The organism is Nocardia sp. NPDC019395, from assembly GCF_040632335.1.
Lineage (GTDB): Bacteria > Actinomycetota > Actinomycetes > Mycobacteriales > Mycobacteriaceae > Nocardia.
Genome location: NZ_JBEYBT010000001.1, coordinates 1 through 18,717, shown reverse-complemented (window position 1 = coordinate 18,717; position 18,717 = coordinate 1). Strand labels below are relative to the sequence as shown.

Sequence of the window (18,717 nt, the reverse complement as noted above, 5' to 3'; positions counted from 1 at the left end):
GCTGTCCTCGCCGAACTCTCTCTGTCCGCTACTGCTGAGCGGTCTGGCCTTTGTTCATCTGCGGTTGTGCCTGCGCCGGCTCGGTGGCGGATTGACCCGGGTCGATCGCGGCGTTGGTATTCCCGGCGGGCAGCGAATCGCCGCGCATGGAGGCCCGGATCTGTTCGAGCCGGCTGTGGCCTGCCATCTGGATGCTGGCCTGCTGGACCTCCATCATCCTGCCCTGAACGGTGTTCTGGGCGAGTTCGGCGGACCCGAGCGCGGTGGCGTAGCGACGTTCGATCTTGTCCCGGACCGCGTCGAGGCTGGGCACGCTACCGGGCGCGGACAGGGTGCTGTCCATCTGCTGCAGGGAGGCGCTGACCTGCTCCTGCATTTTGGCCTGTTCGAGCTGGCTGAGCAGTTTGGTGCGCTCGGCGACCTTCTGCTGCAGCAGCATGGCGTTCTGCTCGACCGCTTTTTTGGCCTGCGCGGCGGCCTGCAACGACTGGTCGTGCAGTACCTTGAGGTCTTCGACCGACTGTTCCGCCGTGACCAGCTGTGCGGCGAAAGCCTCGGCGGCGTTGGTGTACTGGATCGCCTTCTCGGTATCACCGGCGGTCGTGGCCTGATCGGCGAGCGAGACCGCCTGCCGGGCGTTGGCATTGAGCTTCTCGACCTCGTCGAGTTGCCGGTTCAGCTTCATCTCCAGCTGCCGCTGGTTACCGATCACCGAGGCGGCCTGCTGGGACAGGGCCTGGTGCTGGCGTTGCGCTTCTTCGATAGCCTGCTGAATCTGGACCTTCGGATCCGCGTGCTCCTCGATCTTGGAGTCGAAGAGGGCCATCAGATACTTCCAGGCCTTCGTGAACGGATTAGCCATCGGTTGATCCCGCCTCCATCTGTGTGCCGCCTGGGCGACTCGGAGTGCGCGACCGTCACGCACTCGATATGTGCCTATCCTCCACCATGCGGCGCCGGGTACCGGTCACCGAAAAGCGCCGCGTCACGCCACGGGCGGGCCGCGGACGCCTGGTACGAATCTATCCGCTCCGGTGCACCCTGCGCATTGTCACGATCGGGTATACCTCGGCTATGACCGGTCAGGCCGCTTCGACCAGGACCAGCGGACCGTTCGTGGGCGCCGGGATGACAATCCGGGTATCCCCGTCGACCCGAGGCCGGGCGGATCCGGCCGACATCGACGCACCGGCCCCCGCCGCGGCGGGTTCGGCCGCGGCCGGTTCTGCGGTGGGCTGGGCGGCGGCCGCGGGCTCGGCATCCGCCCGGCCGGGCGCGCCGGCCATGGCCGGATCTTCGCCGGCGATCGCCGTGCTCACATCCCACAGCACCCGCGCCAGCGGTACCTCGAGGGCTTCGCAGATCGCGGCCAGTAGTTCACTGGAGGCCTCTTTGCGGCCCCGTTCCACCTCGGACAGGTAGCCGAGGCTCACCCGGGCCGAGGCGGATACTTCGCGTAGGGTCCGGCTCTGGGCGAGGCGGGCACGCCGCAGACTGTTCCCGATCGCTTCTCGCAGCAGCGTCATCGAGTTCTCCTTCTCCCGGTAGGCTCGTCGCCCTCAAATGCCGCAGCCCACGGCATGCACGCGGTTCTCTCCTGGCACAACGTCGGAACCGGCCCCGGAGGTTCCCGTGGCCGATACGGAACTGCTCACCGGGTAGGTGTTACGCCCCGCACGCACCGCAGCAGTTCCTGTACCGCGGCGCGAGTCGCTGTGTACCTGATATTCCACCGGTCTCCGGTCAGTTTCAACCGCATCACCTCGGTATGCCCGGATCCGGCGATCCCGAGAAAGACAGTGCCGACCTCGATCCCGTCCTGCGGGTCGGGGCCCGCGACCCCGGTGAGAGCGAGGCCCCAATCGGCGCCGCACCTGGTCTGGGCACCGACCGCGAGTTGTTCGGCGGTACTCGCCGCAACCGGGCCTTCGGTGGCCAGCACCTGCTCGGAGACTCCGGCGAGCTGATGTTTGAGGTCGGTCGCGTAGACGATCAGGCCGCCACGGAGCACCGCACTCGCGCCCGGAACGCCCGCGATCGTCGCGGCGACCAGACCCGCGGTCAGTGATTCGGCGGTGGCGACGGTCTTGCCACCGTCCCGTAGGTCCGCGACCAGTTCGGCGGCGGCGGTCCCCGGTGTGAGCGGGTCGGCGGCACCGGCTGTCATCGGCGGCTGCGGTGCGGTCCGGCCAGCCAGAGCCGCGCGGCCTGGCCGATATAGTCCAGTCCGGTCGCCACCGTCAGCACCAACGCGATCCACATCAGCGCCATTCCCGCGGTCGCGAATCCGCCGGACAGCGGTAGCAGCAGCACACCGATCGCCACGGATTGGACGAGCGTTTTGAGTTTGCCGCCCCGTCCGGCCGGGATGACACCGCGCCGCACCACCGCCAGCCGCAGCAGGGTCACCCCTATTTCGCGGGCACAGATTACGGCGGTCATCCACCACGCCAAATCCCCCAGCAGGGAGAGCCCGATCAGGGCGGACCCGATGAGGGCCTTGTCGGCGATGGGGTCGGCGAGCTTGCCGAAATCGGTGACGAGCCCGTACTTGCGGGCAAGCTGACCGTCGAACCGGTCGGTGATCGCGGCGAGGGCGAACAGCGCCGTCGCCGTGACCCGCCAGCCCGTCTCGTGCCCACCGCCCGCGAACAGGGCCAGCACGAACAACGGGACCAGCGCGATCCGCGCCATGGTGAGGATGTTGGCGATGTTCAGCAGTGGGACGGCGGATTCGGCGGGCGCCGCGGCGGGCTCCCCGCGCATCGGCGCGGGGGCGACCAGTCGCCGTTCCATCTCCTCGGGGTGCACGCTCATAGCCGCCTCTGCGCCACCGGGCGAGAACGCCGCCGCGTCGCCGCGCAAATCCCCCACTGCGCCGACGCGCCGGAACAGGCGCGCGGGGTCGAGCGGGCGGGCGGGGTCTGCGGCACACACTCAGACTATCGGTACCGCCGCCGACTACTGTGCACCCCATGACCTCACGGGGACCTCTGGGCAGCGCGACCGATACGCGGACCGCCGCGGTGCGGGTACGTCGTGCCCGCACCTCCGATGTCCCGGCGATCAAATCGCTGGTCGATGCGTACGCCGGCCGCATCCTGCTGGAGAAGAACCTCGTCAACCTGTACGAATCGCTCCAGGAGTTCTGGGTCGCCGAACTCGGGGATCGCGTGGTCGGCTGCGGTGCCCTGCACGTGTTGTGGGCGGACCTCGGTGAGGTGCGTACGGTCGCGGTGCTGCCGGAGGTCAAAGGCCACGGTGTGGGCAAACTCATCGTGGAACGGCTCATCGAGGTGGCCCGGGAGCTGGAGTTGAGCCGGCTGTTCGTACTCACCTTCGAGGTCGAGTTCTTCGCCCGGCACGGTTTCGCCGAGATCGACGGCACCCCGGTGACCGCGGAGGTCTACGCGGAGATGTGCCGGTCCTACGACACGGGCGTGGCGGAATTCCTGGACCTGAGCTATGTGAAACCGAACACCCTCGGCAATACCCGGATGCTGCTCACGCTCTGAACGGACCGGCCGCTCGCATTCCCGGCCCGATGGGCGAAGACGGGACGTCATCGCGGTGGCGGCCGCGCACTAGAGTCCGACTGTGCCGATTTTCGCCGTCCACTACACATATTCGGATGCCACAATCGCCGATCGTGACACCCATCGCCCCCGACACCGGGCCTGGCTCGCCGACCAGATCTCGGCGGACACGCTGCTCAGCAGCGGACCGTACCCGGACGGTTCCGGAGCGCTGCTGCTTTTCCGGACGACGGACGCCGAAAGCCTCGCCGGACTCCTGGCACAGGATCCGTTCGCTCAGGAGAAACTGATCGACGAGGTGCGGGCCGTCGAATGGCAGCCCGTACTCGGCGCGTTCGCCGACTGATTCGACCACAGCACCCCGGGCAGCCGGCCGCGGGCGAGATCCGTCGGCCAGGTGATTCCATCTCGCCGCCCGCGTGCCCTGAACCGCCGTCGTCCCCGGTGCTGTCACCGAGCGGACGACGGCGGGCCGGGTCAGTCCCTCGACTCCGTAGCCGGGCGGGGCCGGGCGCGTCCACGGGTGCGCAGGAGACTGGCCACCGTCGCGATGACGAGGATCCCGAGGATCACCGAGAGCGATACCGCCGTGGAGATCTCCGGCACGTTCACATGCTCGCCGCCGTTGATGAACGGCAGATTGTTCTCGTGCAGTGCGTGCAGCACGAGTTTGATGCCGATGAACACCAGGATGGCGGACAGACCGTACGACAGGTACACGAGCCGGTCGAGCAGGCCGCCGATCAGGAAGTACAGCTGACGCAGGCCCATCAGCGCGAAGGCGTTGGCGGTGAACACGATGTAGGGCTCCTCCGTGAGCCCGTAGATCGCCGGGATGGAATCCAGCGCGAAGAGCAGGTCGGCGAAACCGATGGCCAGCAGCGCGAGCAGCATCGGGGTGACTGCCCGGCGGCCGTCGACCCGGGTCACCAGTTTGTCACCGTCGTAGGTTTCGGTGGTCGGTACCAGCCGTTTGGTCAGTGCGACGATCCGGCTGTCGCGTTTCTGCTCCCCTTCGACCTCGTGCCCGCTCTCCCGCAGCATATTGATCGCGGTATAGACCAGGAACAGGCCGAACAGGTAGAAGACCCAGCTGAACGCGCTGATGGCCGCGGCGCCGACAGCGATGAACGCGCCGCGCATCACCAGTGCGACCACGATGCCGATCAGCAGCACCTTCTGCTGATAGATCCGTGGCACGGCGAAGGTGGACATGATGATCAGGAAGATGAACAGGTTGTCCACCGAGAGAGCCTTCTCGGTGACGAAACCCGCGTAGTACTCGCCGGAGTAGGTGCCGCCCCACTTCCAGGCGACGATACCGCCGAAGGCGAGCGCCAGGCCGATGTACACCGCCGACCAGAAGGCGGATTCACGGAATGTCGGCTCGTGCGGGGTGCGAACGTGGGCGAAGAAGTCGAAAACGAACAAACCGAGGATCACCAGAATGGTGATCACCCAGACGAGAGCGGTTACCTGCATACGGCGATCCGTTCAACGGTGCGAGTCATGAAACCCATCATGCCCGATATGCCCGATTCGGTCGGCTTGCGGGGTGGTTGCCGGTCATCCTCTCACAGCGTGGGCCGGCCGCCCCGGATCACTCGTCGCCCGATTCCGCGGTTTCGTCCCCGCCGCCGCGGATCGACCAGAGCAAACCGTCCAGCTCATCCGGTTTCACCAGCACATCCCGCGCCTTGGAGCCCTCGCTCGGCCCCACCACACCGCGGGTCTCCATCAGATCCATCAGCCGTCCGGCCTTGGCGAACCCGACCCGCAGTTTGCGCTGCAGCATCGAGGTGGAACCGAACTGGGAGGTGACCACGAGCTCTACGGCCTGCACGAACACATCGAGATCGTCACCGATATCCGGATCGACGTCCTTCTTCTCCCCCGCCTTCGCGGCGGTGACCCCGTCGGTGTATTCCGGCTCGGCCTGGTTCTTGGTGAACTCGACGACCCCGTGGATTTCCTCGTCACTGATGAAAGCGCCCTGCAGGCGGGTCGGTTTGCCCGCGCCCATCGGCAGGAACAGACCGTCACCCATCCCGATGAGCTTCTCGGCGCCCGGCTGATCCAGGATCACCCGCGAATCCGTCAGCGAGGAAGTGGCGAACGCGAGCCGCGAGGGCACATTCGTCTTGATCAGGCCGGTCACCACATCCACCGACGGGCGCTGTGTGGCCAATACCAGGTGAATACCGGCGGCACGCGCCTTCTGCGTGATCCGCACGATGGCATCCTCCACATCGCGCGGAGCGGTCATCATGAGATCGGCGAGCTCGTCGACGATGGCCAGGATGTAGGGATAGGGCCGGTAGACACGTTCGCTGCCCAGCGGTGCGGTGATGGCGCCCGATTTCACCTTCCGGTTGAAATCGTCGATATGGCGCACCTTGCTGGCCTGCATATCCTGATACCGCTGCTCCATCTCCTCCACCAGCCAGGCCAGTGCCGCGGCAGCCTTCTTCGGCTGGGTGATGATGGGGGTGATCAGATGAGGAATGCCCTCGTACGGGGTCAGTTCGACCATCTTCGGGTCGATCAGAATCATCCGGACCTCGTCCGGGGTGGCCCGCTGCAGCAGCGATACCAGCATCGAGTTGACGAAACTCGATTTACCGGAACCGGTGGACCCGGCCACCAGCAGATGCGGCATCTTGGCCAGATTCGCGGCCAGGAACTCGCCCTCGATGTTCTTGCCCAGACCGATCACCAGCGGATGGTGGTCGTTGCGGGTGGACGGCGCCTTCAGCACATCGGCCAGCCGCACCAGCTCGCGGTCGGCATTGGGCACCTCGATACCCACCGCGGACTTTCCCGGGATGGGTGCGAGCAAGCGCACGTTCTCGGTGGCCACGGCATAGGCGATATTGCGGGTCAGCGCGGTGATCTTCTCGACTTTCACGCCCGGCCCGAGTTCCACCTCGTACCGGGTGACCGTCGGGCCCCGGACGAACCCGGTCACCGCCGCATCGATCTTGAACTGCACCAGTACCTCGGTGATCGCCTCGATCATCGATTCGTTGGCGGCACTGCGCCGGCGCGGCGGATCGCCGTCGACGAGCAGATTCATCGGCGGCAGCGTGTAATCGCCCTCGGCGACCCGGTCGGCGACGAATTCCGGTTCCGGTGCCGGCGGCGGCGGAGTCTGGTCGACCGGTGCGGGGTTCGCGGGTTTGCGCTTCTTACGCCCGGCCGGCCGCTCGTCCTCCGCGGGAGCGATCGGTTTGGCATCGCGCAGCGGCGGCTCGCCCGCGCCGCCCGCGTCTGCCATGGGACCGATGAATTCGTCGGCTGGGTAATTATCCGCCGGGGTGCGCCCACGGCGTCGGGACCGGCCCGGCGACGCGGTGGCTTCGTACTCGTCCACCGGGTCGAATCCGTCGCGGTAATCCTCCTGCACCGCGGGGGCGCCGAAGAATTCCCGCAACCGCTGCGGTGCTTCCCGGACGGTCGTCCCGGTGACCAGCAGCACGCCGAACACCATGGCCAGCAGCAGGATCGGCACGGAAAGCCAGGCGGTCAGGCCATCGGTCAGCGGGCCACCGATGACGAAACCGATGAAACCGGCGGCCTCGGCACGGCCGGCCGCGTCCGCCGGGCCTCCGTCGGCGATATGCCACAGCCCCAGGAAGGGCAATCCGATCAGCAACCCGCCCAGGACCAGGCGTGGCCGGATATCGGGTCGTGGTTCGGTGCGCATGAGCACGACGGCGATACCGGATGCCACGAACGGGAGCGCGGAGGAGGCCGAACCGGTCACGGCGCGGATGATGCCCTCCACCCAGTGCCCGATCGGGCCGCCGGCGGACAGCCAGACCGCCGCCGCGATCACGGCGCTCACGGCGATCAACCCGAGCGCGACCCCGTCGCGGCGGTGCCCGTGTTCGATCTCCCCGGCGCGGCTGATCGCCCGTGTGGTGGCTCCGACGCCGCGGGCGGCCATGGTCCATCCGCCGCCCACCAGTCGGCCGAATACGGCCAGCGGCGCGGTTTCCGAGCGCCGCGGCGCCGCGGGGCGGCGAGCGGTGCGGCGGGGCCGGGTCGCCGGCGCTTTGCGCGCGGCGCCCTGCCGTGTGGTCTTACGCGCCGGACCCTGGGCCCGTGTAGCGCCTTCCGATCGACGTGAAGTACCCGAACGAGAACGGGCCGCGGTGGTCCGCCCCCGAGCCGATCCCGCCCGCGCACCCGGTGTGGTTGTGCCGCGGGACTTACCTGCCATGGGCTCAGGCTAGCCGCAACAACCCCATCCGGACCATCCGCAACACTGGTATCGCGCCGACCAGCGGCCGCAAAGCCCGTCCGGGAACGGTTGCCCTGCCCGAACCGCCATCGGGCAGCGCAGCCGGAAAACAGGCCGCGAGCGGGCCGGCAGCTCAGATCGAGCGGTCGAGTTCGAGCACTCGGCGGACGGCCTCCGGCTCTCCTGCCGTCTCGATCCTGACCTCATCCCGTCCGAATGCGTGCAGGAGAAGTTCGCCGGGCGCACCGGTCAGCGTCACCGCCGGACCCGATCCGTCCACCACCCGGACCCGGTTGCCGGACGGGGTCGAGAGCTCCACCGGCACCGGCGATTTACGGTATGCCATCTTGCCCATTCGCCGCAGCACCGACCACAGCCGCTGCTCGTCCTCGGCGGGTAGCTCCCGCGGCTCCCAGCCCGGCCGTGCCCGCCGGACATCCTCGTGGTGGACGAACATCTCACTGAGATTGGCGATCGCGTCCACCGGGCGCAACGGCGACCACCACGGCGGGCCGGTGCGAACCAGTTCCAGCAGTTCCGGGAAGGGCCGCTGGGCTGCCTTGTCCTGCCGCCGCCGCAGATATCCGGCGAACGGCCGCAACATGATCCCGGGCGCGGCGTCGGGGCGTCGTTCCCGGACCACCAGATGAGCCGCGAGGTCGCGCACCGACCAATCACCACATAGGGTTGGCGCGTCCGGCCCGGTCTCGTCCATCGTTTCGACCATTGAACGGCGTTCACGCTGAGCCATGTTCACACGATGAATCTAGTCGAGACTCAGCCATCGGGGAGGGGATGCGATCCGATCCGGTTGCTACGCAGCAGAGATGCTCTGTACTTTGTCATATCGGTCCATAGGGTCGTGGACCGATACACACAGAATGGGAACACCTTTGAAGAAGATTCTCACCGTTGCCGCCGTGTTCGTGGCGACCATCGGTTCTATGTTCGCGGGTTCGGTCGCTCCGGCGCACGCGCAGTACAACAGCTACTACGGCGCCATCGCGGTATCACTGTCGACCGGCGATTACGGCTGGTCCTACGATTACGACAGCTACTCCGAGGCCGAGCAGGCAGCGGAGGACCGGTGTGGCGCTGCCGACTGTGTCGCCAAGATCTCCTGGCGCAACGGCTGCGGCGCGCTGGCGGTTTCGGACAACTGGCTGAGTTACGGTTCGGGCGCGACCCGGTCCGCGGCGCGGGCCGACGCACTGGCCGGCAATCCGGGTAACGCCTACATCGAGCACTGGAACTGCACTTCCGGCTACGGCTCGTGAGTTCGTACCGTCCATCATTTCCGGCCGGCGCCGAATTCGCCGACATCTCTCGTAGGGGAAGCAAAACTGTGAAAATCCGTCCGCTCCGGGTCGTAGCCGCCGTGACAATGGCCGCCGCCGCCCTCACCTTCACCGCGTGCTCGTCCACCGAGGAAACCACGACCGACGGTGCCGCTCCCACCACCGGTGCCGCTGCCGAGTTCGAATCGGGCAAATCGCAGGACGGGCGCGAAGAAGGTAAGCCCCCGGTCACCACGCCGGCGCCGAATCTGCCGAAGCCCACCGCCGAGGAGCTCAACGACAAGATCAACCGGGCGCTCGACGGTTCGGTCAGCGAAGACGAGAAGCTGGCCTGGATCGAGGATGCCGAACAGGATCCGGAACTCGTCGACAAGCTGGTCGAAGCGGCCAAGAAGAACGAAGTCACGGTGAAGATCACCAACGTCGGCGAGCCCGCCGAGGGCAAGGTCAAGGCCGATGCCGATGTCACCATCGGCGGTAGCCCGGTGGACAACGCCTCGGTCGACTTCGTGGCCGAGGGCGACCAGTGGAAGATCGCGCACGATTTCGCGTGCAATATCGTCAAATCCGCGCAGCTGGATTCGGCGGCCTGCCAGCCCGACGCCTGATATCCACCAGGCCCGGCAGAGCATTACGAGAACCGCCGGAGGGATATTCCCTCCGGCGGTTCTCCGCTTCTCCGGTACGGATCAGACGCCGAGCACAGTCGGCACGATCATCGGCCGGCGACGGTAGGTATCGGCGACCCAGCGTCCCACGACCCGCCGGACGGCCTGGGCGATGCGATGGGTATCGGTGACCCCCTCGCCGGCCAGGCGCAGCAGTTCGGCCTCCACCAGTTCGGCGGCTTCGGCCAGGGCAGTGGGGTCGTCCGAGAAACCGCGACCGCTCACCTCCGGCGGGCTCACCGCTTTACCGGTGGTCGCGTCGACGGCGACGGTGATGGCGATGAACCCGCCCTCACCGAGTACCAGCCGATCGGACAGTGTCGACTCACCGACGTCGCCCACCGACAGCCCGTCCACGTAGACGTGCCCGACGGGCACCCGGCCGACGATCGAGGCGATCCCGTCCACCAGGTCGACCACCACCCCGTCCTCGGCCAGTACCACCCGCTCCTCGGGCACACCGGTGGCGACCGCCAGCGCCGCGTTGGCCCGCAGATGCCGCCATTCCCCGTGCACCGGCATGGCGTTGGTCGGCCGCACCGCGTTGTACAGGTACAGCAACTCCCCGGCCGAAGCATGTCCGGAGACATGCACTTTCGCGTTCTGCTGGGTGATCACCGTGGCACCGAGCCGGGCCAGACCGTTGACGACGGTGAACACCGAGTTCTCGTTACCCGGAATGAGCGAGGATGCCAGTACGACCAGATCGTCGGCACGGATATGAATCTGCCGGTGTTCACCGCGCGCCATCCGGGAGAGCGCCGAGAGCGGTTCGCCCTGGGAGCCGGTGGAGATGAGGACCAGTTTGTCGCCGGGCAGGGTGGCCGCCTGATCCAGATCGACCACGAGCCCGTCCGGCACGGAAAGATAGCCGAGGTCCTGCGCGATCTGCATATTGCGCACCATCGACCGGCCGACGAAACATACGCGGCGGCCGTACTTCTGGGCCACGTCCACAACCTGCTGGATCCGGTGTACGTGACTGGCGAAGGAGGCCACGATCACCCGGTTGCGCGCCTTACCGATCACCGTGTCCAGTACACCGCCGATCTCTCGTTCGGGGGTGACGAAACCGGGCACCTCGGCATTCGTGGAATCGACCAGGAACAGGTCCACGCCCTCGTCGCCGAGGCGGGAGAATCCGGCGAGATCGGTGAGCCGGCCGTCGAGCGGAAGCTGATCGAGCTTGATATCGCCGGTGTGCAGAATCGTCCCGGCCGGTGTCCGGATGGCCACTGCCAGGGCATCGGGGATGGAGTGGTTGACCGCGAAGTATTCGCAGTCGAACGGCCCGTGCTCGGTGTGCTGTCCTTCGGTGACCTCGACGAGCCGTGGATGCAGCCGATGTTCCCGGCATTTCGCGGCTACCAGGGCGAGCGTGAACTTCGATCCCACCACCGGGATATCGGGCCGCAACCGCAGCAGGAACGGCACGGCACCGATATGGTCCTCGTGCCCGTGTGTCAGCACCACTGCCGCGACATCGTCGATCCGGTCCTCGATCGGACGGAAATCGGGCAGGATGAGGTCCACGCCGGGCTGCTGATCCTCGGGGAACAACACACCGCAGTCGACGATGAGCAGTTTTCCGCCGTACTCGAAAACGGTCATATTGCGGCCGATCTCGCCGATACCGCCCAGCGCGAACACACGCAAACCCTGGCGGGGCAGCTTCGGCGGCAGCGGTAGCCGGTCCTGCGCGGCGGCCTCCGGGGTCGGAGCGGACCGGGCGGAATCACCGCGGCCGCGGCCGGATTGGCGGCCTTTACCCCGCCGCGGCCGCTCCCGCTGGGGCCGGGATTCCGGGGCGGGCTCGGCGCGCGCCGACGTGGTGCCCGGTTCCGCGGCCACGACTTCGGGTTCCCGTTCGGGCGCGGATTCCGCCGCCGGCGGAGCCGGGGTGGGCTCGGGTTGCGGCGCCGGCGAGGGCGCGGCGGGACCGGTATCGCGCCGCGCGGTGCGGCGGGGACGTCGAGGGGCGGGGTCGGTCATTCGAGCACCCCGGCCGCCCGCAGATCCGCGGCCAGATCCTCGAGCTGTTCCGGGCTCGGCATGATCTGCGGAAGTCGCGGTTCACCCGTATCCACGCCGAGCAAGCGGAGACCACCTTTCGTCATCGCCACACCACCGAGCCGGGCCATAGCGGCATTGAGCCACAGCAGACTTGTATTGATCTCGCGAGCGCGCACCACATCACCGACAGCGTAGGCGTCCACCATCTCGCGCAAACGTTCCGGGACCAGATGCCCGATCACACTGATGAATCCGACCGCGCCCATCGCCAGCCACGGCAGGTTCAACATATCGTCGCCGGAATAGAAGGCGAGATCCGTTTCGGCGATCAGCGCGGCACCGGCGTTCAGATCGCCCTTGGCGTCCTTGACCGCGACGATCCGCGGGTGCTCGGCGAGCCGGCGGATCGTATCCGAGGCGATCGGGACCACCGAGCGCGGCGGAATGTCGTACAGGGTCACCGGCAGGTCGGTGGCGTCGGCGACCGCGGTGAAATGTGCGAACAGGCCCTCCTGGGTCGGCCGCGAGTAGTACGGGGTGACCACCAGGAGACCGTGCGCACCGGCGCGCTGGGCGTTGCGGGCGAGCTCGATCGAATGCGCGGTGTCGTAGGTACCGGCGCCGGCGATCACGGTCGCCCGGTTACCGACCGCGTCCACCACGGCACGCAGCAGATCGGCCTTCTCCGATTCGGTCGTGGTGGGCGATTCTCCGGTGGTGCCCGAGATCGCGAGCAGGTCGACACCCCGGTCGACCAGACGATGCGCGAGGGAGACGCCGGTGTCTATGTCGAGCTTGCCCTCGGCGCTGAAGGGGGTCACCATCGCGACACCTACTGTGCCGGACGCGCTCAACACCGGAGGCATCGATTCACCGTTCGTCATGGTCAGAAAGGCTACCCGGTCATCGGGCTGCCCTCGACACCCTCGTCTGTGTTCTCGGCCGCCGGGATACCGGGTGGCAGCAGATACGCACCTATCAGACGTCAAACCCACACTTGTAAGACATCACAAATGGCGTCACACTGATGTCATGGATCTCACCAGATATACCGCTCGAATCCGCGACGACCTCCTGGCCGCGGCCGCCCTCGGCGATGAGAAAACGCAGGCCACGGCGGATGCACTCGCCAAAACCGTGGAGAACTCGGCCCGGCTGGCCATCCTCTCGGCACTCACCGAACTCGCCGATACTGTCTCCGCCGAGCTGGGCGACCGTAGCGTGCGCGTCTCCCTGCACGACACCGACGCCACGGTCGAGGTCGGCCGGACTCCGTCCAGCGACAACCCCTCGTTCGAGGAGATGACGGGCGATATCAGCCGGGTGACCCTGCGTCTGGTCGAACAGGTGAAATCCCGCGCCGAGGAGGCCGCCGCGCAGAGCGGGCAGTCGCTGAACTCCTGGATGGCCGGGGTGGTGTCCGGTGCCCTGCGTGACCAGATGCGGGGCGGCTACGGCACGACCAAACGCGACGACACACCCTGATCAGGTGGAGACGAGGACCTCGCCGGTACGGCCGATCTCGGTACGCCGGTCACCGTCGGGCGCACTGGCCAGGATCGTCGCCAGATTGCGCCGTCCCTCGGGCAGCACCCGGACGGTGACCGATCCGGAATTGGCCGCATCCAGCTCCCGCACGGCGAGGGCGATAACTCGCTCACGCAGCGCGGCCGCGACACCGGCGAACCCGCCGTCGTCGAGCAGCAGGACCTCCACCCCGCGCGACCGGGCGCCCCGGGCCGCGGCGTTGAGCTGGTCGCCGACCAGCTGAGGCGCGCGCAGACCGTCACGCAATTCGGCCTCCAGCAGGCGGCATCGTTCCCGTTCGGCCGGAGTCAGTTCCATACCGTGCGCGATCCGTTCGAGCATCGGCCTGGCCACCGCGTCCAAGCGACCCAACTGCCGGACTCGTTCGGACTGCTCGGCCGCCATGGTCGCCTCGGCCGCCACGCGCATGGCGGCATCATCGTGCAGTAATCGCAACGAACGCTGGGTGGGCCGCAGAATGAGCGCACAGACAGTGGCACCGGCCAGACTGGCCAATGCGATGATCGATACGACGAGCGAACCGATCGAGATACCGAGCACGATATCCACGAAACCGAGAGTGACCGCGATAACGGCAGCACCCACCCATGCCCCGGCGATCCGGCCGCGCAACGCCAGCACCGCCAGCGCATAGGACGCGGGGAAAACCGCCAAGGGTTGAGGCTGCGCCTCCCCGGCGGCGTTCAGGTGGGTCGCCACCACGGCCAGTGGTCCCGCCGCGATCACCATGACGGTGGCCGGCCACGGCAGGGGATCGCCGGGAAGCAGCATCAGGATCGCACCGGCACCCAGCATCACCACGATCGCGGCGGCGAACTGCGCGACCGGGACATGGTTGAACGACGGGGTCGTGTACAGGGTGATCGTGGCCGCGAGGCCCACCAGGAAGACCAGGCCCGGCCGTCCCCGCATACCGAGCAGGGCGCGCAGTTCGAAATCGGCCCCACGCTCAGCCATTTTCGCCGCCTCCGGCAACGGGTCCATTTTCGCTGCCTCCGGCATCCGTGCCGTTTTCGCTGCCTCCGGCATCCGTGCCGTCGTCACCACCTCCGGCGTCGGCCCACATCAGGGTGACCGTCGTCCCCTGCCCGGGTGCCGATTCCACGAAACCGGCGCCCCCGGGCAGCTGACGCATCCGGCCCAGAATGCTCGCCGAGATCCCGAGCCGGTCGGCAGGTACCGACGAACGCTCGAAACCCGCCCCGTCGTCGCGTAATACGACCAGCAGCCCGCCCGCGCCCACCGTTACCGTCACCTCGCGACGCACCATACGACCCGGAACCACAGCATGGCGCAGACTGTTACGGGCGGCTTCGCCCAGGGCCGCGGCCAGCGAGCCGGCTGCGGCGGGCGGCATCCGCAATTCACTTTCGTTACCGTCGCGGTGCACGGTGAGCTCTATCCCGGAATTCACCTCGTGCAGCGCGGCGCGCAGGAACCCGATCGCAGAGTTCGCGTCCAGCAGTCCGAGGTCGGTATCGGAGATCCGGGTGGCGTCGAGCTGATCGAGCGTTCGTCGCGCCTGCTCACGCAGCACCGGAGACGTGTTACCGGAGCGGGAGGCATCCAGCAGCGTGGACAGCACCGCGTCGTGGATCAGGACGGCGAAACGCGCGCGTTCTCGTTCCCTGGCCGCCGTCCCCGCGACCGCGGCCGCCCGTTCGCCCGCAATCGCCGATTCCCGATCCACCCGCACACCGGCCGCCCGCGCGTACACCACGCACCACAGGAACAGCAGGCACAATCCGGCTTGACGCGCGAAACTGTCGATGGCGGACAGCACAGTCGTCTCGTCGAACATCAGGTACAGCGCGACACCCGGCGTCGCCGCGGTGACAATGAGATAGACGCCGGCCAGCCAGGGCCGCCAGGCCAGCGCCGCTGCCAGTACGCCGATCATGACCAGCCGATGCGCCCAGATCAGGCCCGGCGCCTCCACGATCTCGTAGTAATAGGGCATCACCAACGCCATCGCCGCGAGATATCCCAGGGCCGCGGCACCGGCCACCGGCCGGACCAGACGCGGCCCCGCGACGAGCGACACCACGGCGAGTACCGGCAACATGCCGAATGCGATCGGCACGGTGATCAACGTCCAGATCAGCGGGATCGGGCGGTGCTGCACGACGATCTCCGGCAGCTCCAGGACCGCGGCGATCGTCCCGACCAGGCCGATCACCAGGCCGAAGCGGCGCACAACCCGGTCGGCGGCGAGTTCGGGACGGGCGTTGCGGGAGCGAACAACCGAAAGGGTCACCGACCACAGAGCGCGCGGGTGGTAAGACCATTCCGTCGAGCGCTTCGATGCGCCGAGGGATGTCGAAGTCGCGCTCACGGCAGGCGATGTTCGGGAACCGGCAGCCAGCCGTCCTCGACCGCCCGCTTGTAGAGGTCGGTTTTGGTGGGGGCCGGCCGGCCCGCGTCCGCGTACTTCTGCCGGATCCGGCCCAGATAGTCGTTCACGGTCTGCTCCGAAAGCCCCGTCAACCGCGCTACCCGTGACGCCTTCTCGCCGGACGCGTACAGGGTTAGCACCTCTTCCTGCCGAGGGCTCAAACCGACACTGGACAGCCGCGGGTCGCTGTCGATGGCGGCGGCCCAATCGGTCGTCACGACCTGTTCACCGGAGGCGGCGCGGCGCACCGCGGCGACCACGGTCGCCACATCCTCCGATTTCCGGACCACACCCAGTACTCCGGCCCGGGCGGCCGAACGCACCAGGTACGCGTTATCGGCACCGGTGAACACCAGGACTTCCATGCCGTTGGCGCGTAACGTCGCGACATTGTCTTCGGGCGTGGAATCATCGGCCAGGCGCAGATCCAGGACGACGAGTTCCAGCGGCGGCCCACCCTCGGTCCGGCAGGCAGGGTGCCCCAGCAGTTCGGCGACAGTTCCCGCGATCGCCACCAACTCCAGATCCGGCTGCGTTTCGAGCATCGCCGCCAATCCGATCGCGACCGATTCGTGATCCTCGACCAGACCGATACGGCGTGGCGCGCTCAGGTCCGCGATGCTCTCCGTCACTACACAACTCCTATCGGGTAGTTCCCCGTCCAGAGCAGTATGGCGTTCCGGGCGCGCCGGGGTCAGCCCCCGATTTCAGGGGAACCGCGGGATCAGTCCATCAGCTGGGCGGCGACTGTCGCACCCAGTTCCCAGCACCGCCGCAGATCGTCCTTGCCCGGCTCACCCATCACCACAACAGGATTCGAGACCTTCACCCAGCCCAGCCCCGTGGTCACCGAATCCACACTGCGCTCGGCACCCTCGGTGCCCTCGTTCCCGTGCACATAGAGGCCGTAGGGCCGGCCCCTGGTGCTGTCCAGACAGGTGTAGTAACAGGTGTCGAACGCGTGCTTGAGCGCACCCGACATATAACCGAGGTTGGCGGGCGTGCCGAGCAGATAGCCGTCCGCGGACAGCATCTCGGCGGCGGTGAGAGCCAGCGCCGCGCGGCGCACCACCTCGACCCCTTCGATTTCCGGATCGCTCGCCCCGGCCAGGACCGCTTCGAACATCGCCTGCATATGCGGGGACGGCGTGTGATGGATGATCAGCAACGTCGGCACCCTTGCGAGCCTAACCGGCGCGGCCGGGCGAAGCCCATCCGCGGAACACGCACAGCACCGGTGCCGGGGTTCGGAGTGATCTCGTCGCGGCGATACTAACGGGAGCCGGGATCGCGTTCGTGTCGTTCCAGTTCCACCGCACGGCGCATGGTGCTGCGCGCCCTGGCACGATCACCGGCGTAGTCGTAGGCGCGGGCCAGCCGGTAGGAAACCCGCCAATTGTCGGGGTCGGCTTCCCATTCCTGTTTCACCGTGAGAAACAGTTCGTCGGCGGCCGCACGCTCGATTCGGCCGGACGCACGGCGCGGAAGACCGGAAACATCCAATTCCAGCCCCTCGTCGTGGATCCGGCGGGCCAGCCGCTGATGATCCAGCGCGGACCGGATGGTGGATACGACCATCCACACTCCCAGCAGCGGCAGAATCAATACCCCGACCCCCAGGCCGGCAGCGACGATATCGCCGGAAGTCAGCAGTTCCACGGCGATCCGGCCCAGCCACAGGAAGTAGAAGATCAGTGCGAGGACCAGAACCGACACCATCACCACGACCTTGACCACCGCCCGGTCGGGCGCGGAATCGCCGGACGCGCCGCCGGATTCGCTCACAGGTCGAGGAACGGGTCGAGCCCGACGGTGAGACCGGGACGCCCGCCGATCTGCCGGACCCCCAGCAGCACACCGGGTGCGAACGACGAACGATCGATGGAATCGTGCCGGATGGTGAGCGTCTCACCCTGGGTCCCGAACAACACCTCCTGATGGGCGACGAGCCCCGCCAGTCGCACCGAATGCACCCGCACCCCGTCGACCTCGGCCCCCCGCGCACCGTCGAGCTCGGTGGTCGTAGCGTCCGGAACGGCCCCGGCCCCGGCGTTTTTGCGGGCCTCGGCGATGATCCCGGCGGTCCGGTAGGCGGTTCCCGACGGCGCGTCGGCCTTGTTCGGATGGTGCAGTTCGATCACCTCGACCGATTCGAAGAACCGCGCCGCCTGTTCGGCGAACCGCATCGACAGCACCGCCCCGATCGCGAAGTTCGGCGCGATCAGCACCCCGACCTCGGGCCGGCCGGACAACCAGCCGCGCACCTCGTCGAGCCGGGCGCTGTCGAACCCTGTGGTACCGACAACAGCGTGGATACCGTTGTCGACCAGGAACCGCAGGTTACCCATGACCACATCGGGGTGGGTGAAATCGACGACGACCTGGGCACCAGTCTCGGTGAACCGTGCCAGCGGATCGTCCTTGTCCACCGTGGCGACCAACTCGAGGTCGGCAGCCGCCTCGACCGCGGCACAGATGGCCTGACCGACCTTGCCCTGCGCCCCCAGAACACCCACCCGAATCGGTGCCGTCACCTCGCCACTCCTACCTGTCGTCGATTTTCCAGGTCGAGCCTAGTGCCCCGTATTTTCGGCTCCGCCCCACCGCCCCGCGATTCAGCCTCTTCGGACCAAACCTCCGAGAGCCACGTAAGACCCGGCGCCGCCCCTGGGCACGTTTCGATCTGGCGCTTCGACAGCCTCGCTTGAACTCGGCGCCGCTCGGCACACCGGTCCGGCATGGTCTTCGCGCGCCCGCCGGTCCAGAGTCACCCTTGGGCGCGTTCGACTCCCCTACCGCCGGCCCGTCCCCCCTACAACCCACCCAGTTCCCGCCGTCGCCCCCGGCGCGTTTGATCCCCCTACCGCCAGCCGGTCGGCATGTGAACCCACCCCCGTTTCCCGCATGCGACCGGTCAACGTTGGTGGTTCGGGGCCCGTCTCGTTCTGGAGCGACCAGAGCGAAGGAGCGCAGCGACTGAGCGCCGGGAGTGAAGAACGAGACCAAGGGGGCC

The 18,717-nt window shown here is 67.6% G+C and carries 20 protein-coding genes; 5 read left to right on the top strand and 15 right to left on the bottom strand.

The features are described from left to right. Window positions 1-28 precede the first annotated feature (28 nt). From ABZ827_RS00100 to pgsA, 4 genes are all read right to left on the bottom strand, one after another. Window positions 29-862, bottom strand: coding sequence for a PspA/IM30 family protein (locus tag ABZ827_RS00100; protein WP_357230454.1), 834 nt, complete (start codon window positions 860-862; stop codon window positions 29-31). Window positions 863-1,082: 220 nt separating this feature from the next. Then, window positions 1,083-1,526 (bottom strand): helix-turn-helix transcriptional regulator, encoded by a 444-nt coding sequence (locus tag ABZ827_RS00095; RefSeq protein ID WP_357230451.1) that lies wholly within the window; start codon window positions 1,524-1,526, stop codon window positions 1,083-1,085. 125 nt (window positions 1,527-1,651) lie between these two features. Further along, window positions 1,652-2,167, bottom strand: a complete 516-nt coding sequence (locus tag ABZ827_RS00090; RefSeq protein ID WP_357230448.1) for a CinA family protein — start codon at window positions 2,165-2,167, stop codon at window positions 1,652-1,654. Further along, window positions 2,164-2,817, bottom strand: coding sequence for a CDP-diacylglycerol--glycerol-3-phosphate 3-phosphatidyltransferase (gene pgsA / locus ABZ827_RS00085; protein WP_357230446.1), 654 nt, complete (start codon window positions 2,815-2,817; stop codon window positions 2,164-2,166). The genes ABZ827_RS00090 and pgsA overlap by 4 nt, the downstream gene beginning before the upstream one ends. Window positions 2,818-2,975: 158 nt before the next feature. On the opposite strand from pgsA, the gene ABZ827_RS00080 reads away from it, so the two are divergent. Together ABZ827_RS00080 and ABZ827_RS00075 are read left to right on the top strand one after the other, a co-directional pair. After that, entirely contained in the window at window positions 2,976-3,515 is a 540-nt protein-coding gene (locus ABZ827_RS00080; RefSeq protein ID WP_357230443.1) for an amino-acid N-acetyltransferase, read from the top strand. 82 nt (window positions 3,516-3,597) lie between these two features. Further along, a complete protein-coding gene (locus ABZ827_RS00075; protein WP_357230440.1) occupies window positions 3,598-3,882 on the top strand; it encodes a YciI family protein in 285 nt (94 codons plus the stop codon). 131 nt (window positions 3,883-4,013) lie between these two features. Here the strand turns inward: ABZ827_RS00075 and ABZ827_RS00070 are convergent, their stop codons facing one another. The 3 genes from ABZ827_RS00070 to ABZ827_RS00060 form a co-directional block, all read right to left on the bottom strand. Next, window positions 4,014-5,018 (bottom strand): TerC family protein, encoded by a 1,005-nt coding sequence (locus tag ABZ827_RS00070; RefSeq protein ID WP_357230437.1) that lies wholly within the window; start codon window positions 5,016-5,018, stop codon window positions 4,014-4,016. 118 nt (window positions 5,019-5,136) lie between these two features. Then, window positions 5,137-7,761 carry a DNA translocase FtsK gene (locus ABZ827_RS00065; protein ID WP_357230434.1) on the bottom strand — a complete coding sequence of 875 codons (2,625 nt, stop codon included), beginning with the start codon at window positions 7,759-7,761 and terminating at the stop codon, window positions 5,137-5,139. A gap of 154 nt (window positions 7,762-7,915) precedes the next feature. Beyond that, window positions 7,916-8,539, bottom strand: coding sequence for a TIGR03085 family metal-binding protein (locus ABZ827_RS00060; protein WP_357230431.1), 624 nt, complete (start codon window positions 8,537-8,539; stop codon window positions 7,916-7,918). A gap of 124 nt (window positions 8,540-8,663) precedes the next feature. On the opposite strand from ABZ827_RS00060, the gene ABZ827_RS00055 reads away from it, so the two are divergent. Next, complete coding sequence (locus ABZ827_RS00055; protein WP_357230428.1) at window positions 8,664-9,059, top strand: DUF4189 domain-containing protein; 396 nt, start codon at window positions 8,664-8,666, stop codon at window positions 9,057-9,059. A gap of 68 nt (window positions 9,060-9,127) precedes the next feature. After that, window positions 9,128-9,688 (top strand): hypothetical protein, encoded by a 561-nt coding sequence (locus ABZ827_RS00050; RefSeq protein ID WP_357230425.1) that lies wholly within the window; start codon window positions 9,128-9,130, stop codon window positions 9,686-9,688. An 81-nt stretch (window positions 9,689-9,769) separates the two neighbouring features. On the opposite strand, the gene ABZ827_RS00045 is transcribed toward ABZ827_RS00050, so the two are convergent. Continuing rightward, a complete protein-coding gene (locus tag ABZ827_RS00045) occupies window positions 9,770-11,740 on the bottom strand; it encodes a ribonuclease J (protein WP_357230422.1) in 1,971 nt (656 codons plus the stop codon). After that, window positions 11,737-12,645 (bottom strand): 4-hydroxy-tetrahydrodipicolinate synthase, encoded by a 909-nt coding sequence (dapA, locus tag ABZ827_RS00040; RefSeq protein ID WP_357230419.1) that lies wholly within the window; start codon window positions 12,643-12,645, stop codon window positions 11,737-11,739. Before dapA ends, ABZ827_RS00045 begins: the two co-directional genes overlap by 4 nt. A gap of 148 nt (window positions 12,646-12,793) precedes the next feature. Here dapA and ABZ827_RS00035 point away from each other — a divergent pair, with 148 nt between their 5' ends. Beyond that, the gene (locus ABZ827_RS00035; RefSeq protein ID WP_357230416.1) at window positions 12,794-13,246 is read left to right on the top strand and encodes a hypothetical protein; all 453 of its coding nucleotides are present in this window, start codon (window positions 12,794-12,796) and stop codon (window positions 13,244-13,246) included. Here ABZ827_RS00035 and ABZ827_RS00030 read toward each other — a convergent pair whose 3' ends face one another. From ABZ827_RS00030 to dapB, 6 genes are all read right to left on the bottom strand, one after another. Beyond that, window positions 13,247-14,266: a hypothetical protein gene (locus ABZ827_RS00030; RefSeq protein WP_357230413.1), complete on the bottom strand. Its 1,020-nt coding sequence runs from the start codon at window positions 14,264-14,266 to the stop codon at window positions 13,247-13,249. Further along, window positions 14,259-15,566, bottom strand: coding sequence for an ATP-binding protein (locus ABZ827_RS00025; protein ID WP_357230410.1), 1,308 nt, complete (start codon window positions 15,564-15,566; stop codon window positions 14,259-14,261). The genes ABZ827_RS00030 and ABZ827_RS00025 overlap by 8 nt, the downstream gene beginning before the upstream one ends. Window positions 15,567-15,640: 74 nt before the next feature. Further along, window positions 15,641-16,336: a response regulator transcription factor gene (locus ABZ827_RS00020; protein WP_357230407.1), complete on the bottom strand. Its 696-nt coding sequence runs from the start codon at window positions 16,334-16,336 to the stop codon at window positions 15,641-15,643. A gap of 92 nt (window positions 16,337-16,428) precedes the next feature. After that, window positions 16,429-16,881: an NAD(P)H-dependent oxidoreductase gene (locus tag ABZ827_RS00015; RefSeq protein WP_357230404.1), complete on the bottom strand. Its 453-nt coding sequence runs from the start codon at window positions 16,879-16,881 to the stop codon at window positions 16,429-16,431. A gap of 95 nt (window positions 16,882-16,976) precedes the next feature. Continuing rightward, window positions 16,977-17,423 carry a hypothetical protein gene (locus ABZ827_RS00010; protein ID WP_357234308.1) on the bottom strand — a complete coding sequence of 149 codons (447 nt, stop codon included), beginning with the start codon at window positions 17,421-17,423 and terminating at the stop codon, window positions 16,977-16,979. A 62-nt stretch (window positions 17,424-17,485) separates the two neighbouring features. Further along, window positions 17,486-18,238 (bottom strand): 4-hydroxy-tetrahydrodipicolinate reductase, encoded by a 753-nt coding sequence (gene dapB / locus ABZ827_RS00005; protein ID WP_357230401.1) that lies wholly within the window; start codon window positions 18,236-18,238, stop codon window positions 17,486-17,488. Between the last annotated feature and the right edge of the window lie 479 nt (window positions 18,239-18,717).